Here is a 20,599-nt window from a genome sequence, read left to right on the forward strand (position 1 = left end):
AACGCCATAGGTACATTGAGAAGCCAGGCAGAAACCTTTGGATCAGGCGGCTGTCAGCCGTTGGACCGCTTCTTCCAGCGCGGCCACACCCTCCATCCCGTGATCCGAAAGCTCGGAGACGCCTTCTTGCGCCTCTCCGGCGCGGCCTTCCTTGCAGGCAACCTCGATACGGCGCATCAGCGCGTGCAGGCCGGTGGCGCCGAACAGCGCGGAAGACCCGGAAAGCTTGTGCGTATTGGCCTGGACATCGTCGAGCGCGCCCGCGGCGGTGGCCTTTTCGATGGTCGCGATGCCCTCTGCCACATCCGTGATGAACTTCGCCACCCGCTTGCGCACCGCGTCGGAGCCGAGCAATTCCAGCATTTCCGACAGGCGCGCTTCGTCGATCCGCGATACGTCCTCGTCAGAGGCTTTCTTGCGCTGAAGAAAGGCGGGCTGTGCAGGAGCGTTTTCCTTGCGTTTCTTCGACACGCGATGCGTCGTTTCCGCCAGTATCTTGCGTAGTTCCCCGATCTGGATGGGTTTCAAAAGGCATCCCCGCATGCCTGCCTTCTTGAACTCCTCGATTTCCGCCGGCATGGCATGGGCCGTGACGGCATAGATCGGCGTATTGCGGGAAAGCCCGCCTGAATCCCGGATCTGCTGTGTCGCCTTGATCCCGTTCATGTTGGGCATGCTGATGTCCATCAGGATGAGATCGAAGAAGGACTTGCTCGCTAGGTGCACCCCTTCGAAGCCGTCGGACGCAAGAGAGACCCGGTGCCCTTCCCGGCGTAGCAAGGCTTCGAGCAGTTCGCTGTTGATCGGGTTGTCTTCCACCACGAGGATATCGAGGCTTTCGGTATCTCCGGGCTGCTGGTTTTCTTCGGCCGCCATCAGCCGCGTGGGGGCAGGAGCCTTCGGCAAGGTGGCGGTAAAGCGGAAGGTCGAACCCTTGCGCAATTCGCTTTCGCAGGTGAGCGTTCCGTTCAGCTGTCCGGCCATGCGCCGCGCGATGCCCAGGCCCAGACCGGTCCCCGTGGCGTTGCGTTCATAGGGCAGATCGACCGTCACGAAATCGTCGAAGACGCGTTCGCAATCCTCGGGGGAAATTCCGACGCCGGTGTCGGTCACGTCTACAGTGATCCCGACGTTTTCGTCCTCTTCCGTCAGATCGATCTTCAGCAGGATGGCCCCGCTCTGGGTGAACTTGATGGCATTGCTGAGAAGGTTCGTCACCACGTGGTTGAGCGCGCGTTCATCTGCCAGAAGCGGGATGTCATGTCGCGGCCCTTCGACCGAGAGGCTGGTATTCTGGGCTTCGGCAAGTGGGCGCATGCTGTCGGCCAGGTTGCGCAGGGCCGCCCCGGGATAGAAGGAGGCCGTCTGCGCGCTGCCGGTTCCGGAATCGAGCCGCTCGATTGTCAGCACGTCATTGATATGACCCAACAGGATATTGCCTGAGGTTTCCGCAATATGGATGTAGCGTTGCTGTTCGGGGGTGTTGTCGGCATCACTCAGAAGGTTCAGCGCGGACATGATGCCGTTGAGCGGTGTGCGCATCTCATGGCTCATGACGGCGAAGAAACGGGATTTTTCCTTGTAGGCGGTCAGGGCCCGGTCGCGGGCGTCCTGCAATTCGGCCTGGTTCCGCTTCTCTTCGGTGATGTCGCGAATATAGGAGATGAAGCTGATGCCGGTGTTGGTCGCGACTTCGGTGATCGAGATCTCGATGGGGAATTCATGCCCGTTCGCGTGCATCGCCGTGAGTTCAAGGCGCCCCTTGTCGATGATGCTGGAATCGTAGGGCGAGGTATAGGACGACATGCCCGCCTCATGCGCTTCGCGGAAGGACGGCGGAACGATGGTTTCCGAAAGCAGACGCCCCACCGCATCTTCGCGGCGCAGGCCAAAGACCTTTTCCGCCGAGCCGTTGAAATCCGTGATGCGCCCCTCTTCATTGGCCACAACGATGGCATCGAGCGAGGCGCGCAGCGTCGAATCCTGCATCTGGCTGGCTTTCGCGATCTTGCGCGCCCGCGATGACAGTTCCACGCGTTGCAACATCATGGCAACGAACGTCAGGAACAGAAGACCTACCACGAAGAGGGAAACGCCCCCGAGCCAGCGCAGCAGATCGAAAATCTCTTGCCGCTGACGGTCGGACATGTCGGCGGTGACTTCGATGGCCCCGAGCGAAAGACGGCGCGGCATATCGGACAGCCGTTCCATGTAGGCATTGATCTGCGGCATCGCTTCGATGAGCACCGCGTCCGAGGCATCGACGAAGCCCACGGTCTCATCCAGAAATTCCCTCAGCTCCGCACGTTGATGGCGGGTATCGCTCTTCATGTCGATGGCTTCGGCGTCGGCGCTTTCGCTCAGCAGCGTCAGACGACTGTAGAATACATCGAACCGCTTGCGAAACTCTTCCAGCGCGGCGGGGTCTTCTTCGGCGCGCTTTCCGGCGGCCAGCATTTTCAGAAAATCGACCTCTAGCTGGGAAAGGTTCCATTGGACATTGTCCTTTGGAATCTCGCGCATTTCCTGAATCTTGTCGGAAAGCTGGAGGGAGAGATAGCCGACCGCAGAGAACTCCGCGATGATGAGCACCGCGACGGCCGCGCGCAGCATGGCGCGGCGTCTGGGCGTGAACGCCTTTGCCGGCAGTGACGTGGGGAATGTGCGGTCGGCTCGGTCCATGACGTTTATTCTGCCTCGATACGGTCCAGCTGCCAGATGCTACGGCTGTAGATCGTTTCCGAACGGTAGTCGATGTTGTCATCGTAGGGGTAGATCACCCAGAGCGGGCCCTTGTCCCGGCGTGACATGTATTCGCCGTTTTGCTTGTAGGCGACGACTGCCCCGCCTTCGATCGCGTCCTCTCGCGGTATGGAAATGGCGTAATCGTTGATGGCGGTGGCACGGAAGCTGTCGCTCGTGGCTTCGAGCATCTCGACGAGTTCCTTCAGCTCGACCCCCACGAAGGTCTGCGGCCCTTCGGTCCAGATGGTTTCGGTCGTCACTTTGACGCTAGGGAGCGCTTCGAGCATGGCCATGTCGAAAGCCGCGCTGTCCTCTACGTTCTTTTCATGGATGTGACCTGTGACCGTCAGTACGACGTCGCCTTCGGGAGCGGGCAGATCATCCGCGCTGCCGGTTCCGGCGGCGAGGGTCAGGGCGGCGATGATGGCAACGAGCTTCTTTGTGACGTTCATTCTGGTCTCCTAGCGGTTCATGGGCCGAACGGTGCCGGCGGGTCGTGATGATCCACAGTATATATCCGGCGGGCGGATGCCCTTGCACGGAGGGATTGGAATAGGTCGACTATCCTTTGGGATAGGCAGACGGGGCATCCGGCGATATACCTCGAAAATAGCTTGTATCGGATGAACCTCGTCTCCTATCGATAGGATAGACCCGACAACCAAAGCGTGTGCGAGGCGGTTCATTCAGTCGCCATGTATTTGCCTCATTTTAAGGCTATCGGGAACGTAATTGGATTTTCGGCCCCCGTGCCGGAGACAAGAAGCCGGAGACGATGACGATGCATATCCTGCTAGCGGACGACCATGATCTTGTCAGGGACACGATCGCCGCCTTCCTTGAGGCGGACGAAGGAACCAGCGTGGCGACGGCGGAAACGCTGGATTCAGCACTGGACATCATGGAGAAGAACGGCCCGTTCGACCTTGTGCTGCTCGACTTCGAAATGCCGGGCATGAAGGGGCTGGATGGTTTCGGCCAGGCGCTCGCCCTGAACGATGGCAACCCCGTCGGCATCATATCGGGGACTGCGACGAAATCGGTCGCGGAAGACGCGTTGGCCGCAGGTGCTGCCGGTTTCCTGCCCAAGACCATGTCAGCCAAGTCGCTGATGAACGCCGTCCGCTTCATGGCCGCGGGAGAAGTCTTTGCCCCGGTCAGTTTCATGGCACAACCGGACGATGATCCGGGACACGCGTTCCAGAACCTTCTGACTGAGCGCGAACAGCAGGTGTTGATTGGCCTGACAAAGGGACAGGCCAACAAGGAAATCGCACGCGACCTCGATTTGCAGGAAGTGACGGTGAAGCTGCACGTCAAGACGCTGAGCCGGAAGCTGAATGCCAAGAACCGCACCCACGCAGCGATGATCGCGAAGGAAGCAGGCTTCATCTAACGCCGTTTCAGTACCGCATTTCAGAATGGCCGCCTTCGGGCGGCCATTTTCGTTTGCGGTAGGCAAAACCGATTCGCGGATGGACAGGGAATCGCGGGTTCGGGTCGCCGAATCCCGGGTGCGGACGGCACGGGCGGCGATCCGTTTTTCTTAATTTGCTGACAATTGAGTGGGTTAGAGGGAATTGTTTACCATCTTTCCACGTGGGGGTCCGGCGCTGAGCTCGGGCGCGAATACCCTTTGGAATAAGAGCATTCGACCTTCGTCTAACCGTTAGCAGCTATCGAAAGGTCGGCCCCGACTTTGGGCCATCCGGCTTCTGCGGACGCGCCGACGCCTACCCCGAGGAGGGAATGCCTTTCTCGGTCGATTGTCAGCAAACCTCTTCTTAGCAACTGCGCGCCAATTTGCCCGACACCGAAACAGGGCGCGTCGAAAAAGTGCCCAAAGGAGAAAATATGTCTGACAAAACACCCTTCCTCAAAGCGACCGGTCTGGCCCTTCTGCTGTCCGTCGCTTCCGCGGCGACGGCCCAGGCCGATGCGCTGCGTTCCAATTTCGACTTCCGTATCGTGGAGGTCGATACCGATGGAAACGAGATACTGGTCGAACGCGACACCGTTCGCCCCGGCGAAGCGATCCAGTACAAGATCGTACATGAGAACCTGACCGAAGACGCCCTTGGCGGTCTGGTCGTCTCCGGCCCCGTACCCGAAGGCGTCACACTGAACCTCGGCAGCGAAGCGAGCAGCCTCGATGCCAAGTTCGAAATTCAGGCGGAAATGGATCCGGACCTCGAAGGTCTGGAATGGTCCTCCCTGCCGGCGATGCGCAAGGTCGTCGATGAGGATGGAACCGTTCGTATGGAACCGGTCCCCGAAGACAGCATCGCAGCGGTCCGCTGGACCCTTCTGAACGCCCTTCCCGCGGGTGAAGCCGTGGAAAACTCTTACCGCGTCGTCGTCAACTGACCTCGGTATTCAGCCGGGGCAGGACTGCCCCATTCCTCAACCCTCGAAAAGAAATGGTGACATTAAGTGAGAATTAACACGCAACTTAAGCACGGCTGTTCAGCAGCGGCCTTGCTGGCGGTCTTCGGGACCGTCGGATATGGCGCGGCCCCGGAGGCGGGCCATGTCATCGGCAACCAGGCGGTTGCCACCTATACGAACAATGCCGGCGATACGATTACCGTGACATCGAACAAGGTCGAAACGGTTGTCCAGCAAGTCGCCGGCGTCACCCTCCTTTCGGATAATTCCGAAACCATCGCACCCGGCGGCAAGGCCTTCCTGCCACATATCGTGACCAACGACGGTAACGGGCCGGATTCCTATGACCTGACAGCGGTGGAGCGCGATACCGGCACGCTCGATACCACGCTCGTCTTCTATCCCGATGCCGACATGGACGGCGTGGCGGATTCGACAACGCCCATTACCTCCACCCCAGTTCTGGCACCGGGCGAACAGTTCGGCTTCATCATCGAAGCCACGGCCTCCACCACCCAGACGGGAACTGACCAGATCGATGTGGTCGCGACCTCCGTTCTGGACGCGACGGTTTCGGATGCCAATCTGGACGATCTGACGATTTCAACCGGCGCCATCATGGAAGTCGTGAAGTCGATGACGGTCGATCCGGCGTCGGGCACCGGCAACAACAATATCGTCGATAGCGGCGATGTCGTCACGATCACTCTGACATACTCCAGCACAGGTCTGGCCGCGGCCGACAACTACATCGTGCAGGATACGCTGGACGGACGACTTGTCTATGTCCCGAACAGCGCGACCTGGTCGGATACGACAGGCCCCCTGAGCGAGGCAAACGCCGCGAATGCAGCGGATGGTACGAACGGTGGGGGGCAAACGATCGCCTACTCCGCCGCGGGCCAGGACGTTCAGTTCATCGTCAGCCAGGTTCCCTCGGGCCGGTCGGGCAGCGTGACCTTCCAGGCAGTGGTGGCACCGGACGTTCCCTCCGGGATCATCCCGAACACCGCAACTCAGAGCGTGGATGGTACGGCCTTCCCAGATTCGAACACGGCCCAGATCACGGTGGACGAACAATACCGTCTCGAGATCGACGACACGCGCATCGCCCCCGACGGCACGCGTGACGGTACGGTCGCTTCCTCGACGGATACGGACGGAACCCCCAACGATATCGTGACGGATAACGTCGATGTATATCAGGGTGCGACGATCCCGTTCGAGTTCGTGATCTCAAACACTTCGAACGTGACGGACAGCTACACGCTGGATGTCAGCAACGTCGACTTCCCGGCCGGAACGACCTTCCGCATGGTGGCTGAAGACGGGGCGACACCGATCGTCGGGTCCGTTGGTCCGCTGGCGTCGGGTGAAAGCCGCAGGGTGACCCTGTTGGCCAAGCTGCCCACCGACGTTTCGCCCGTACCGACATCGGAATTCACCGCGAATGTGGTGGCAACCTCCGAGAACAGCGGCGCGTTCGACAGCTCGACTGCCGAATTCACCGGTCAGGTACTGGCCTCGGCCATCGACCTTGAAAACAAGGTTGTAGGCTCCGAAGGGGACGGTGCGAACCCGACCAACGGCGCGAATCCGTGGGTGACTTCGACAACCGATCCCGGCGTTGCCGTGACCTTCCCGATGAACGTCGAGAATGGCGGCACGACATCGGACAGCTTCAACCTGTCGCTGGCCCAGCCTCTGCCCACAGGATGGACCGTTGAGTTCCAGCAGCTGGATGGCACGGTCGTGTCGAATACCGGCACCATTCCGGCAGGTGGCAACCTCGACTTCAATGTCGTGATCCGTCCGCCAGAAGGTCAGGCACCCGGTGATACGCTGATCGACATCGAAGTGGCCTCTGCCGTTACCGGTCAGTCCGACCGTATCGTCAACCAGGTCACGGTGAACGAAGTCATCGACGTCGCCATCGAAGCCGATCAGGAGACTCAGGCAGCACCCGGCGGTATCGTCGACATGGTCCATATCGTGACCAACAACTCGAACATCGCCATCACCGAAGGCGCGATCTCCGAAGCTGGTCTGACCGATTTCTCGGGCGCCATCTACTGGGATGCCAACGGCAACGGCGTGATCGACAGCACCGAAGTCATCGTCGACAACTTCGATGACCTGATCGATGGCGTGGCGCCGGGAAGCAACGGCATCGCACCCGGCGATCAGATCCAGTTGATCTACCGTGTTCAGACACCGTCTTCCGCTATCCCGGGCGTGTCCGAGATCGGTACCTTGACGCTGGCGACTGCGCTGAACTCCGGTCTGGCGACCGACAGCAACACGGCGAACAACGAAGTCAGCGACCAGGTGGTCGTGGTCTCCGGTGACGTCACGCTGACCAAGCGCCAGTACATCGATCCCCTGTGCACCGGTGCGGTGGGTACTTTCACCACCAATCGGCTGGACGTGGAGCCCGGCCAGTGCATCCGCTACCAGATCGAAGCGGCCAACACGGGAACGACCAACGCGGGCAACGTCCGCATCCGGGATACGGCGCCTGCCTATTCCCTGATCGAAACCTGCGGCGGGGCGTGCAGCTACAGCGTCTACCCGGCGGAGCCTTCCTCCAGCGTGACCATGACCGGCACGACTGCGGAGAGCTTCCACAACACGGTTCTCCCGGGTGATTTCGCCCGCCTCGAGTTCACCGTGAAGGTCGCTGAGTAATCGACCCCAGTCACCCGGCCTGCGGGCCGGGTGACACCCTCTCCCCCCATTCTCCTATTATTTCGGGTATCTGTGCCATGCGTCCTTCGTCGCCAATCCTTCAACTGTGGGCCAGCGCCATCGCCGCTCTGCTGTCGATGCTGGTCGCACTGTCCCTGCTTGCCACTCCCGCCATGGCGGTCGAGGCGGGAACCCGGATCATCAACGTCGCGTCGGCACATTATTTCAACACCCGGCTCGGCATCACCGAAACCGTCCTGTCGAACCGCGTCGAAGCCGTGGTAGCCGCGGTCCCCGCGCTCGAAATAGAAGGTCATTCCGATCTGTTGCTTTCGGCAGGCAACTGGGGCGAATTCCATTTCAAGGTTTCCAACACCGGCAATGCACCCATTCTCGCCGCCTGGCGCATCGCACATGCGGGGCCCGCCGGCATGATGATGGCCACCGACCTGTTTCAGGACATGGAAGGCAACGGGCGGATCGACCGGGCCGATCCCGTGATGCTGCGTGAAAACATGCTCGATCTGCCGGTCGGTGAAACCATGCACCTTATCTACCGGTTCTCGATTTCCCCTTCCGCGCACCTCGAGGCTTCGATGGAGAGTGAACTGCTGGTCGAAGGAATCTCACCCGCGACGGATATGCCGGTGATCCATCACGGTACGGCCACCGGCAAAGTCTCGATCTCGAACCACATTCTACAATTGCGCAAGAGCGTCGAGCACGCAGAGACCGAAGATGGCATGCTGCTGTCCTATACGCTCGACCTGCACAACAACGGCAAGGAAGACATCGAGGTTTACGACGAGGTAGGCGGTTCGCCGATCCGGATTGACGGTGCGCGCGCAGCGGGCGTTCTGGTCTACGACCCGGTGCCGCTCAACACGCGGTTCGTACGGATCGACGAGAACGCCAACCTGATGGAGCTGTTCCACGTTCACGGGACGCCGCAATTCGATTTCGTCACCGCCCCGCCGGCAGACCTTGCAACCGTCGATGCCGTGGCTTTCCTGTCGCCGAAGGACTACGCCATTGGACGTATGTCGCGGGTGGGCTTCACGGTAGAAGCCCTGACATCGCGCGGCCCGGTCGATGTGTTGAACATCGCCGAAACCTATCACCTCTCCGATGAAAACGTGGCCCGGATCGGATCGAACGAAGTGGGCATGGCCCTCTTCGAAGATATGGAAATGTCCGAGGCGCTCAGCTTCATGGACCCCGCCACAGGGGCGGAGATGGAGTTTGCCGATACCGGCATGGATACGGGTCTTCGGCTCATCGCCGGTCGCTGCAATACGACGCCGGAAATCGATGTGATCGAAATCGCGGTGCGCAGCGAGCGGACCGGGGATGAAGAATTGATCCGCGCCACCGAAACAGCGCCAAACTCGGGTGAGTTCCGCTCCGCCCCCATGCCGATCGTGTCGATGCAGTCGCCGGTATCATTCGACGGGGTCATCGCTTCGGGGCAGGCCGATACGCTTCATGCCACGTCCGAATGCGCCGGGGATTCCGCCACCGGCCACCTGCAGGTCGAACCCGGCGGCTTCGTCTTCGACAGCATCACGAACGAGCCTGTTTCGCGCGCGACTGTCATGCTGATGGACATGTCGGGCCATCGCATGGCGATGGTCGAAACGGCACAGAACGGCTTCTTCAGCCTAGGCCATGCACATACCGATACCTATCGGATCGAAGTGCGCCCGCCCGCCAGCTATGAATTCCCCTCCACCCGCACGGCGTTCAGTGGTTTCGAGCGCCGGGTCGAGATGGAAGGGTCCTACGGGCATGCCTTTTCCCATACCAGCGGTCCGGTCTTCCTGATGGATGTGCCGCTCGATCCCTACTACGGGGTGCCGCTGACGTTGGAGAAATCCGTCAACAAACCGGAAGTGCAGGCCAATGAATTCGTGCTCTATACGGTCAAGGCCACCAACAACATGCGGCAATCCCTGCAGCAGGCCAAGGTTGCGGACAAGTTTCCGCGCAATGCCCTCTATATCCCCGGCTCCGCCCGGCTGGGCGGCGAAACGATTGCGGATCCGGTGCTGAACGAGGCGGGTCAGCTGGTTTTCGATATGGGGGAGATCACCCCCCTCGGTTCAAGATCACTCGAATATCTTGTGCGGTTCACGCCGACCACACAGGCCGGCAAGCGCATCAACGAGGCGGTGTTGTCGGGCTATCAGGCGGGGACCGGTCAGCACCGCGAATCCAACATCGCGCGAGCCGAAGTGCGGCTCAACCCCGAAGGTGGCGTGTTTTCCCGGCGGGCGTCGATCATGGGTTCCGTCTACCTCGACTGCAACGAAAATGGCCTGCGGGACGAGGCGGAAGAACTGGGTGTTCCCGGTGTGCGTATCGTAACGCAGGAAGGCATCAGCGTCGTCACGGACAAGGACGGGCGCTATTCGCTCTTTGGTCTGCGCCCCGTATCGCATGTGCTGGCGTTGCAGACGGAAACCCTGCCCGAAGGGGCGGAGCCGCTGGCCAGCCGTGTGGGTGACATGGGGCGCCCGGGATCGCGCATGGTCACCCTCTCCCGCGGTGCATTGCAGGCAGAAGACTTCCCCCTGATCGGATGTGAACGAGACATTCGCGGCGATGTCGTGTTGCGGCACCGCAAACTGTCCGACCGCGAGGGGAAGGATGCAAACCTGCTGTCCGACCTTCCCATCGACACGACGACACCCGATCAGCGCAGCGCCCGCAGTGAGGCAGGCCTTTCCACCGGGACCCAGATCTACCGTGGCGAGGATCTGACCCCGCCGGAGGACACTGACGGGGCAGGAGCAAGTGAGGGTACCGCGACCCTCGAAGACCTGATCCGCGACATGGAAAAGGGGTTCGATTTCATCGACCTGTCAGACGGGCAGGACGCCCCCCGTCGGACTACCAACATTCGCGTCAAAGGTCCCCTCGACCTCGCGCTCCACGTTGAAGTCAACGGGGAGCGGATCGGCTCGGGTCGTGTCGGCGAAAGCGTCATATGGGAGCGGGGCGGCATCAAGGCGATGGAACTCGTGGCCGTCAGGCTCAACCCCGGTCCCAACAGCATTCGCCTGATCGGAACCGATCCTTTTGGCATCCCCCGGCGGGAAAAGACGATCACCCTGAACGCCCCGGGCGATCCCGCGACCCTCGAAATCATCGCGCCGCCCAACGCGCCCGCCATTCAGGGTACCGTGATCCCGGTGGTCGTACGGCTGTTGGACAACCGCGGTGCCATTGCGCAGGGCTCCGCCGTCGTGACCCTTGAAGCGCGCGGTTCGGTCTGGGACGTGACGGACATTCGCGAGGAACAGCCCGGCATCCAGGCCTATGTCGACAATGGCGAAGCAACCTTCGGGCTTCTCGCTTCCCAGGCGGCGGGGCCGCAGGATATCTCTGCCAGAACCAGCTTTGACAGTGCGAAGGCCCGTATCATGCTGATCCCGGATCTGAAGAGCCGCCAGCTCGTCGGGATCATCGAAGGTTCCGTCGGGCTGAAGCGCGGCCATGACATGATCGATACCGATGCGCTGGGCCCCTTCGAGGATACGACAACCGGCCTGCGCGGCCAGCTTTATCTGAAAGGGCGGATCCGGGGTGGCGCCCTGCTGACCCTGCGCTATGGCAGCGACCGGGACGCCGACGAACGGCTCTTCCGCGATATCCGTGCCGATCAATACTACCCGGTATATGGCGACAGTTCGGAGCGCGGATTTGATGCGCAGTCTTCCTCCAACCTCTTCGTGAAGGTGGAGCGGGGGGCCTCGTACATGCTCTATGGCGATCTTGCTATCGAACCGGCGGACCCCGCCTTTGCGCTGGGCGGCTATCGCGGGCTGACCACGGGGGCCAAGGTCCACCATGAGGGGGAGCGCGTGAAGGTTTCGGTCTTTGCGGCGCGCACGGACCAGCAGTCGCGGGAGGTGGAATTTGCCGGTCGCGGTGTTTCAGGCCCCTATGATGTGAACCTTACCGACTACCGGGAAGGCAGCGAACTGGTTGAGATCCTCGTGCGGGACGAGGACTCCGGCGAGGTGTTGAGCACCCGCAAACTGCGCCGCCTCACGGATTACGTGCTCGATTATTTCCTGAACACGATCATCTTCGACGTGCCGGTGGCCCAGCAGGACGATGAAGGCAATCCCGTATCGGTGCGCATTTCCTACCAGGTGGAGGGGCGGACGGCTGAGAAATACTGGCTTTACGGCGGTCAGGTGGTCGCGGATGTAAGCGAGCGTCTGAAAGTCGGCCTGCGCAATGTGCAATCCGACGGGCGCCACGGAACGGCAGAGCGCTTCGGGGTGACATCAGCCTTTGCCGAAGCACGTATCACGCCCCGGGATACCGTGGTCGTCGAAGTGGCACAGAGCGGTGATGTCGCAGGCAACAAGGGCGAAGCGGTGCGTATCGCAGCCGAACATGTTTCGGAAAACGCCCGGGTTCACCTCGAAGCCTCCCACGCGTCGGAGTTTTTCGACATACAGAACGCCCCGACCCGGAAGGGCACAGGGCAGGCAAGGCTCAGCTATGAATATCGCCTGTCGGAACGGCATACCCTGTCAGGCAACGCGGAATACGTGATCGATAGCCTCTCAGGGCGGGAATATCTCGCGGCAGAGGTGGCCCTGCGGCGGGTCATCGACGAAACGCTCATCCGCGTGGACGGGCTGCGCTATTCGCGGGAGCTGCGCGATGTGTCGGGCGAACCGACGGAATGGGCGCTGCTGCACGGTGTCGAATGGCGCCCGATCGCGGATGGGAACCTCGAACTCGACCTCCAGTTCGAACTGCCCGTGCATGAGACCGAATTCAATGTCGGCAGCCTTCTGATCGGGGCGGATTACAGGCTGAACGAACGTATGCATGTCGTCGGCCTCGTGGAGCTGTCCTTCGGGCCGGAAGGCTCTCGGGTGGACCGCGCGGACATCGGTATGACCTACCGCATCACCGACTGGCTGGACGCGCGCAGTGGCATCGTCACCGGCGAGGCCGCAACGCGCCAACTGAAGCAGGGGTTCGACGCCGATTTTTCACTCAATGAGCGGATATCCTGGCGCTTTGGGCTGGAACACAGCTTTGACATGGGAACGAGCGGCGATGGATTGACCAGTCTTTCCCTCGGCGGAAAATGGGAATCGGAGGATGGCCTCTGGATCGCGGAAGGAACGCTGGACCAGACATGGGAAGATGACGGCTATACCGGCTTTTCCGATGTGGGGATCGCGGGCGCATTGAGCCCCGAGGTGACCTTTCTCGCCCGGAGCCGTTACGCCTATGACGCCCGCGGCGCCGGGCCGAGCCAGCGCCGGCACCGCATGCGGGTGGGGGCATCCTACCGCGCGATAGACGATTCCCGCCTGAAGGTCCTCGCATGGTACGAGAACCGCATGGAGGGGCAGTCTTTCACCACGTCGGACCATTTGTGGTCCGTGGCAGGCACCTATGACGTGAATTCCGATTTCTATGTCAACGCGAAGTACGCCGGGCAGCGCGCGTCCTACAATGTTCCCGGCAGCCTGCGGGCCAAATCACTGATGCAGTTGGTGCAGGCCGGCCTTACGTGGGAACTGCTGGCGGACCGGTTCCATGCCACGCTCAATGGGTTCCACATGTGGGATTCCGACGGCTATTCCAGTCAGGCCGTCGGGCTGGAGGCGGGCTTCGTGCTGGCGGATGGGGCGATGATCTCTGTTGGCTACAACCACGCGAAAGACGCCCTGCCTTTCGATCAGGAGCAGTTTCAGGAGGGCCTCTTCCTGCGGCTCCGGCTCAAGCTGGATGAAACCCTTTGGGGGCTGCTCGACAGGTTCCTCGGAGGCTGATGATCCGGGCACAAAGGCTCCCGGGTTATTCGCGCCAGTCGAAGAAACCCTCGCCCGCGTCTTTCAACAGACGGCGGGCGAGGTCCCGGCCCGCCTCGGCCCCGTCCTCGACCGCGCAGGTCACGGTATCGGCAATGGCTTCGGACCCATCGGGGCGCAGCACCTCGCCCCGCAGGGACAGGCGCTTGCCGTCGAGTTCGGCCAGCCCCGCAATCGGCGTTTCGCAAGACCCGTCGAGTTCGGCCAGAAAGGCCCGCTCCGCAGCAAGCCGCAGGCCCGTTTCATCGTCATGGATCGCCGCCAGCATCTCTGCCGTACGGGTGTCATCGGCGCGTCTTTCGATCCCGATGGCCCCCTGTGCCACGGCGGGCAGCATGACATCGGGGTGTATCGGGCTTTGCGGAACATCCTTCATCTGCAGACGGTTCAGCCCTGCCATGGCCAGAAATGTCGCCGCCGCGACGCCTTTTTCCAGCTTCATCAGCCGTGTTTGCAGATTGCCCCGGAATTCAACCACCTCAAGGTCGGGCCGCCGCAGTTTCAGCTGCGCCCGTCGGCGGAGGCTGGAGGTGCCGACGACCGTTCCTTCGGACAGTTGGTCGAGCGTGCTGGCCCCCGGGCAAATGAAGGCGTCCCGCACGTCTTCGCGCGGCAAATAGGTATCCAGCAACAACCCCTCGGGCTGAAGCGTGGGCATATCCTTCATCGAATGAACCGCGATGTCGATCGACCCCGAGAGCAAGGCATCCTCGATCTCGCGAGTGAAGAGCCCTTTTCCCCCGATTTCCTTCAGCGGGCGGTCGATGATGCGATCCCCGGTCGTCTTGATGACAACGATGGTGAAGGCTTCGAACGGCAGATCGAAGGCATGGGCCAGCCGGTCGCGCGTTTCATGGGCTTGGGCCAGCGCAAGCGGGGAGCCGCGTGTGCCGATGTTGAGCGGTGCGCGGGGGGAGGGGAGCTGGGACGTCATGCGCCCTTCCTAGCGGCAGGTCGTCACACTGCCAACACTTGTATCCCACCCGCCCTGCGTTACATGATGCCTCCGGACAGAAACCCCCGAAAGTTCCAGATGACATCGCAAAAAACGATCCTCCGCGCCCTCGCCGGGGAAACCCTTCCCACACCCCCGATCTGGATGATGCGCCAAGCCGGGCGCTATTTGCCGGAGTATCGCGCGACCCGGGCGCAGGCGGGCGATTTCCTGTCGCTCTGCTATAACCCCGAACTCGCGGCGGAGGTGACATTGCAGCCCATCCGGCGTTACGGTTTCGACGCGGCGATCCTGTTTGCCGATATTCTGTTGGTGCCACAGGCACTGGGGGCCGACCTTTGGTTCGTTACCGGGGAAGGCCCGCGGCTTTCTACCGTGACGGAGCAGCGGGATTTCGACGCGTTGAAGCCAGCGAGCGATATTCATGACCACCTTGCCCCGGTCTATGAAACCGTTCGCATCCTGTCGCGTGAATTGCCGGGCGAAACGACGCTGATCGGGTTCGCCGGCTCCCCCTGGACGGTGGCCACCTATATGATCGCCGGGCGCGGTACGCCCGATCAGGGGCCTGCCCATGCGCTCAAGGCAGAGAACCGCGCGTTGTTCGAAGCATTGCTGGACCGCATCACCGAAGCGACCATTGCCTATCTCTCCGCGCAGATCGACGCGGGCGCCGAAGTGGTGAAGCTCTTTGATTCATGGGCCGGTTCACTGGAGGATCAGGATTTCGCGGATTATTCCATCGCGCCCATGGCCCGCATCGTCGCGGCCCTGAAGCAGAAGCATCCCGGCGTGCCGATCATCGCCTTTCCGCGCGGCGCGGGCGAGCGGTATGAGGGGGCCCATGCCGCCATCGGCGCCGACTGCATCGCCGTGGATGACGGCGTGACGGCGGAATGGGTGGCGGATCACGTCCAGACGCGGGGGTGCGTACAGGGCAACCTCAAATCCTCCCACATGGTAACGGGGGGCGACGCGCTCGTCCGGGAAACCCGACGCATCGTCGAGGCGCTGTCAAAGGGGCCGCATATCTTCAATCTGGGTCACGGGATCACCCCGGACGCAGACCCGGAGAATGTGCAACTGATGATCGATACGGTTCGCGGCGCGCGGGCCTAGGCCCATTTCGCAAGCGGCGGAAGGCTCATCAGCACGGCATCAGGATCGTGGCCGGTTTCCAGCCCGAACTTGGTGCCGCGATCGTAAACGAGGTTGTATTCCGCATAGAGCCCGCGATGACGCAGCTGCACGTCCTTGTCGGCGTCGCTCCATTCGGTCTGACGGTGGCGTTCGACGAGCGGCAGATAGGCCGGCAGAAACGCCGATCCGACGTCACGGGTCAGCTGGAAGTCAGCCTGCCAGTCGTCGGTGTTGCGGTCGTCGTAGAAAATGCCGCCGACCCCACGGGCACGTTTGCGGTGCGGGATGTAAAAGTAATCGTCCGCCCAGGCCTTGAGCTCCCGATAGAGCGTTTCGCCATGGGGGTCGCAGGCGCGTTTCATTTCCGCATGGAAATGCCGGGTGTCCTCTTCGTATTCGATGCAGGGGTTCAGGTCGGCGCCGCCGCCGAACCACCATGCGTGGGGTGTCCAGAACATGCGGGTGTTCATGTGAACCGCCGGGACATGCGGGTTCTGCATATGCGCCACCAGCGAGATGCCGGAGGCCCAGAACCGCGGATCCTCGGCCATGCCGGGGATACCCTTGCGCGCGGCCATGGCCATCTGGGCGCGTTCGCCCAGCAGGCCGTGGACAGTGGAAATATTCACGCCCACCTTCTCGAACACGCGGCCGCCGCGCATCACGCTCATTTCGCCGCCCCCCGCGTCTGAACCGTCTTCGCTGGTTCGGTGGGTCAGGGTCACGTCGAACCGACCGACGGGCCGGTCCGACAAGGGGCCAGTGCCATGGGCATCCTCGATGTCATGGAAGGCGGCCACGATGCAGTCGCGCAATTCACGGAACCATGCAGCGGCTTCGCGCTTCTCCGTTTCGAAGTCGGGCGTCATGCGGATGTTCCCCCCGGTGTGGCGGCGGATGCGTCGTCGAAGATCAAATCCCCGTGCTCCTTCATGTAGATGTGCAGCCAGGGCGTGAATATTTCCGGGCTTTCGCGCAACTCCGCCTCCAAATCCTGTCGGGTGATCCAGCGGGTGTCCATGACTTCATCCGGGTTGGGCCGCACAGACAGGTCACGCGGGGCTTCGGCGCGGAAGACTTCGACCACTTCATGCTCTGTCAGGCCCCCGCCCACATCGGCGCGGTATTCGACGCGCCCCCGGTATTCAGGCGTGAGGCCGGTAACCCCGAGTTCCTCTTCCAACCTGCGGCACGCGCAATCGGCATCGGATTCTCCCCAGAGCGGATGGGTACAGCAGGTATTCGCCCAATATCCCGGGGTGTGGTACTTCCCCAGCGCCCGCCGCTGCAAAAGGATTGCTCCGCCAGCCAAAACGAATACCGAAACGGCCATATGCCGGAGGCCGCGTTCGTGCACCTGCAGCTTGTCCATGGGGGTCAGTTCGCCGTTGACCCAGGCGGGTATCATGCTCGTATCCATGGCCGGTTCTGTCGCACAGATTTCGGGCGCAGGGCAACTGCGCGATCACGGTGACATGAAGGCGCAGGGCGTATGAGAAGCTTTACTCGCGCCCGGTACAGGCTAATCTTTGTGCTGGAACAGATAGGAGCAGCCCGATGAAAAAACTGATGATCATGGCTCTGGGAGCTTCCGTTTCCGGCGGCGCAGCCTTTGCGGATGCGCATATGTCGGGGGACGCCGAAGCAGGAGAAGACGTCTACCGCAAATGCAAATCCTGTCACGTGGTTGTTGCGGACGACGGAATGGAGATCCAGAAGGGTGGCAGGGTCGGTCCCAACCTTTACGGTGTCTATCAGCGTCAGGCGGGTAGCCTCGAAGATTACAGCTATGGTGATTCCATCGTGGCTGCAGGCGAAGCCGGTCTGGAATGGAACGAGGAAGAGTTCGTCGCCTACGTGCAGGACCCCAAGGGGTTCCTCGCGGAATATCTCGATGACAAGAAGGCAAAATCCAAGATGTCCTTCCGGCTGCGCGATGAGCAGGACGCAAAGGATGTCTGGGCCTATCTCGTTTCTGTCGGGCCGGAGGTCGAAAAGAGCGCTGACTGATCAGCGGCGGCGGGCAGGGGGCACCGCGCTTTCCCTGCCGATCCGCCGCTCAAGCGAAAGGATGGCCCATGCCTTCCGGGCCTGAAGATACCGGTATGGAAATGGCCGATTTCCTGCCTTACCTGCTCAACCAGGCGGCGGAGCAGGTCAGCCTCGAATTTCAACGCACGTACAAAGACAAATACGGCATGTTGCGCACGGATTGGCGTGTGCTCTTTCATCTCGGGCGCTACGGCGATTTGATCGCCACCGATATTGTGCAGCGGGCGCGGATTCATAAAACGAAAGTGTCCCGCGCCGTCGTGCGCCTAGAGGCCATGCGGTTTCTGGTAAGGGACGAAGTATCGACCGACCGCAGGCAGGAAATCCTGCGGCTCACCCCCGCGGGTGAACGTGCCTATGCCGACCTGTCGCGCATCGCCGACGATTACAATCAGAAGCTCTGGCGAAACATCACCCCGTCGGAGCGGAAGCGCTTTACCGCCTTCCTTGTTTCTTTGGCGGGCATGGACCAGCGGCGGAGGGGCTGAGGCCCCCTATCCGCCCGGTGGCAAAGCCGGTCAGTAGAGGCCCTGAATTTCCAGGGGCAGCTGGCGGACGGCGCGCTGTTTCAGGATGGTCTTCGGCGGCTGGCGCACGCTGGCGGCTTTCAGCCGGTCATACCGGCTGCTGGATGCGGCCTGAATGTCATGCTTGTTGCGCAGGATCGTCGGCCGCAGGAAGACGAAAAGCGTCCTGCTGGTGTTGTTCGCGCTGCGCGACTTGAACAATTCGCCCACCACAGGGATGTCGCCCAGCCCGGGCACCTTGCTTTCGCCGCTGGTGCTATCATCGCTGATCAACCCGCCCAGCACAACGGTGCCCCGGTTGTCGGCCATGACGGTGGTATTGATTACTCGCCGGTTGGTGATCAGGTCTGCCGCCCCCTGAACGTTCGCGTTCACGAGGTTGGAAATTTCCTGTTCGATGGTCAGCTGAACGACCCCGCCCGCAGTGATGCGGGGCACCACGTTCATGGTGATCCCGACATCGCGCCGCTCGATCGTAGTGAAGGGCGTCAGCGTGTTCCCCTGGGTGGAGAAGTTGCCGGTGCGGAACGGCACGTTCTGGCCCACGACGATGGTGGCGGGTTCGTTATCCAGCGTGGTGACAGACGGGGTGGACAGCAACCGGGCGCGTGTCGATTGCGACAGGGCCTGTACCAGCAGCCCGAATTCGTTGCTGGAGGCACCCAGCGTTCCACCCGTGGACAGGGCGGAGCCTGCGGGTACCCCCACGGCGGCGAGGATGGCGCTGATCGGTGTGCCGCCCCCGTTGCTGAAGGAGGTCGCGGCGATACCGCCCACGGGCAAGTTCTGGCCAAGCCCGAGTTGCGTGCCGAGCCGTTCCGCCACATCGCCGGAGACTTCGACGATCGCCGCTTCGATCATCACCTGTGGTCGGCGGACGTCGAGCGCCTTGATGAGGCTGCCGATTTCCTGAACCTGACGCGCGGTCCCGCGCACGATGATTGAGTTTGTTTCCACAGAGGCCGTGATCGTGACCGCATCGGGTTCCACCACACGGTCGAGCGGCACGAACCGCGATGCGGCCTCGGCTTCTGCACCTTCAGCCGCTACGGGCGCTGCGCCCACATCCTGCGCCACAGCGTTGGTGATGTCCGTCGCGTCGCCCACGGTTCCCTTGACGATCTCCGTGATGACTGCCGCGTCACCGTATTGCAGGTTGAACACGGTGGTAGAGACCGCCACGCGGGGATCGTTTGGCGGCGCCACATCCAGCGCGATGGCCAGATCGCGAATTTCGCCGATGTCGCTCGGCGTGCCGCGTACCAGAAGAAGGTTGGAGTTCGGATCGACCGACAGGCGCGCGCCCGTACCGGCCGGGCCCAGCACATCGAGGATCGCATTGCCCACCGCCGCTGCTTCCGCGCTGCGGAAACGAATGACCTCCGAGCGGACAGTGGCGTCGCCGTCGAAGGACAGGGCGATGGCCTTGATCCTGTCCACGTTGGCCCGCGTATCGGTAATGACGATGGCGTTGGGGTCATCGATTGCTTCGATATAGCCTGCTTCGGCAACCAGCGGGCGCAGGACGCGCACCGCTTCTTCCGATGGCAGCCGTGTCAGGCGCAGCATTTCCGTCACCACGTCCTGACTGCCTGCGAAAGGCGTCTCCGCGATGGTGGGGCCGCTGACCGTACGCGCTTCGGCTTCGGGTACGACCTGCCAGATCGTGCCCGCCTGCACGGCGATGAAGCCACGCACCTTCAGGATCGACTGGAAAAGCGACCAGACGCCTTCCTTGTCCAGCGCCTCGGCGGATACCACTGTCACATCGCCCGTGAGCCCGGGATCGAGCACCAGCGTCCGGCCCGTAATCTCGGAAATCTGTTCGACCAGAACGGAAATTTCTGCGTCCCGCAGGTTGATGACGAAGGTTTCATCCGATTGCGCCCGTGCCGGAAGCGTCAGCGCGACCGTCAGGATCAGGGCGATCAGACTATGCCAGAAAACCCTCATTGGAGGGGAAACGACATGACGATGGTTTTGCCGTTCCTCTCGACCTCGATACGCGCGATGCCCGAGGCCGCAACCGAATCGTAAAGCGCACGATCCTGTTCCACGTTACCTACTGCCTGACCATTGACCGTCGTCACCACATCGCCCGCCTGCAATCCTGCACGGCTTACACCCGTGTCATGTTCGTCGGCGATCCTATAGCCGTTGTCGGTCGGAACCAATCCTATTGTGTCCAGAACCTCGGCGGGGTTGGCCCTGATGCGTTCGCGCCACATGTCGATAAACCCCCGGGTAGAGGT

14 protein-coding genes are annotated in these 20,599 nt (G+C 61.8%); 7 read left to right on the forward strand and 7 right to left on the reverse strand.

What is annotated here, in order from left to right; all coding sequences use genetic code 11:
- Window positions 1–42: 42 nt before the first annotated feature.
- Both A3764_RS22345 and A3764_RS22350 read right to left on the reverse strand, forming a co-directional pair.
- Window positions 43–2,682, reverse strand: a complete 2,640-nt coding sequence (locus A3764_RS22345) for a hybrid sensor histidine kinase/response regulator (RefSeq protein ID WP_082851047.1) — start codon at window positions 2,680–2,682, stop codon at window positions 43–45.
- A gap of 5 nt (window positions 2,683–2,687) precedes the next feature.
- The gene (locus A3764_RS22350; protein ID WP_067922041.1) at window positions 2,688–3,197 is read right to left on the reverse strand and encodes an oxidoreductase; all 510 of its coding nucleotides are present in this window, start codon (window positions 3,195–3,197) and stop codon (window positions 2,688–2,690) included.
- Between the two features lie 329 nt (window positions 3,198–3,526).
- Here A3764_RS22350 and A3764_RS22355 point away from each other — a divergent pair, with 329 nt between their 5' ends.
- From A3764_RS22355 to A3764_RS22370, 4 genes are all read left to right on the forward strand, one after another.
- The gene (locus tag A3764_RS22355) at window positions 3,527–4,141 is read left to right on the forward strand and encodes a response regulator transcription factor (RefSeq protein WP_201722304.1); all 615 of its coding nucleotides are present in this window, start codon (window positions 3,527–3,529) and stop codon (window positions 4,139–4,141) included.
- 458 nt (window positions 4,142–4,599) lie between these two features.
- Window positions 4,600–5,112: a DUF11 domain-containing protein gene (locus tag A3764_RS22360; RefSeq protein WP_067922045.1), complete on the forward strand. Its 513-nt coding sequence runs from the start codon at window positions 4,600–4,602 to the stop codon at window positions 5,110–5,112.
- Window positions 5,113–5,178: 66 nt separating this feature from the next.
- Window positions 5,179–7,821 carry an NEW3 domain-containing protein gene (locus A3764_RS22365; protein WP_150120693.1) on the forward strand — a complete coding sequence of 881 codons (2,643 nt, stop codon included), beginning with the start codon at window positions 5,179–5,181 and terminating at the stop codon, window positions 7,819–7,821.
- Window positions 7,822–7,898: 77 nt separating this feature from the next.
- Window positions 7,899–13,634, forward strand: a complete 5,736-nt coding sequence (locus tag A3764_RS22370; RefSeq protein WP_067922047.1) for a DUF11 domain-containing protein — start codon at window positions 7,899–7,901, stop codon at window positions 13,632–13,634.
- 25 nt (window positions 13,635–13,659) lie between these two features.
- On the opposite strand, the gene hemC is transcribed toward A3764_RS22370, so the two are convergent.
- Entirely contained in the window at window positions 13,660–14,607 is a 948-nt protein-coding gene (hemC, locus tag A3764_RS22375; RefSeq protein ID WP_067922049.1) for a hydroxymethylbilane synthase, read from the reverse strand.
- A gap of 99 nt (window positions 14,608–14,706) precedes the next feature.
- Between hemC and hemE the strand changes: the two genes are divergently transcribed.
- Window positions 14,707–15,747, forward strand: coding sequence for a uroporphyrinogen decarboxylase (hemE, locus tag A3764_RS22380; protein WP_067922052.1), 1,041 nt, complete (start codon window positions 14,707–14,709; stop codon window positions 15,745–15,747).
- Here hemE and hemF read toward each other — a convergent pair.
- The gene (gene hemF, locus A3764_RS22385) at window positions 15,744–16,637 is read right to left on the reverse strand and encodes an oxygen-dependent coproporphyrinogen oxidase (protein ID WP_067922055.1); all 894 of its coding nucleotides are present in this window, start codon (window positions 16,635–16,637) and stop codon (window positions 15,744–15,746) included. The two genes, hemE and hemF, sit on opposite strands and share 4 nt — an antisense overlap.
- Window positions 16,634–17,176, reverse strand: a complete 543-nt coding sequence (gene idi / locus A3764_RS22390; RefSeq protein WP_443069105.1) for an isopentenyl-diphosphate Delta-isomerase — start codon at window positions 17,174–17,176, stop codon at window positions 16,634–16,636. The genes hemF and idi overlap by 4 nt, the downstream gene beginning before the upstream one ends.
- A 149-nt stretch (window positions 17,177–17,325) precedes the next feature.
- Here idi and A3764_RS22395 point away from each other — a divergent pair, with 149 nt between their 5' ends.
- Window positions 17,326–17,778, forward strand: coding sequence for a c-type cytochrome (locus A3764_RS22395; RefSeq protein WP_067922061.1), 453 nt, complete (start codon window positions 17,326–17,328; stop codon window positions 17,776–17,778).
- A 95-nt stretch (window positions 17,779–17,873) separates the two neighbouring features.
- Window positions 17,874–18,308, forward strand: a complete 435-nt coding sequence (locus A3764_RS22400) for a MarR family winged helix-turn-helix transcriptional regulator (RefSeq protein WP_150120694.1) — start codon at window positions 17,874–17,876, stop codon at window positions 18,306–18,308.
- A gap of 30 nt (window positions 18,309–18,338) precedes the next feature.
- Here the strand turns inward: A3764_RS22400 and gspD are convergent, their stop codons facing one another.
- Together gspD and A3764_RS25540 are read right to left on the reverse strand one after the other, a co-directional pair.
- Window positions 18,339–20,300 carry a type II secretion system secretin GspD gene (gene gspD / locus A3764_RS22405; RefSeq protein WP_067922067.1) on the reverse strand — a complete coding sequence of 654 codons (1,962 nt, stop codon included), beginning with the start codon at window positions 20,298–20,300 and terminating at the stop codon, window positions 18,339–18,341.
- Window positions 20,297–20,599 (reverse strand): PDZ domain-containing protein (locus tag A3764_RS25540; RefSeq protein ID WP_161487534.1); only part of this gene is annotated, 303 nt, incomplete at its 5' end. The genes gspD and A3764_RS25540, both read right to left, overlap by 4 nt.

The organism is Sulfitobacter sp. HI0129, from assembly GCF_001635395.1.
Classification (GTDB): domain Bacteria; phylum Pseudomonadota; class Alphaproteobacteria; order Rhodobacterales; family Rhodobacteraceae; genus Sulfitobacter.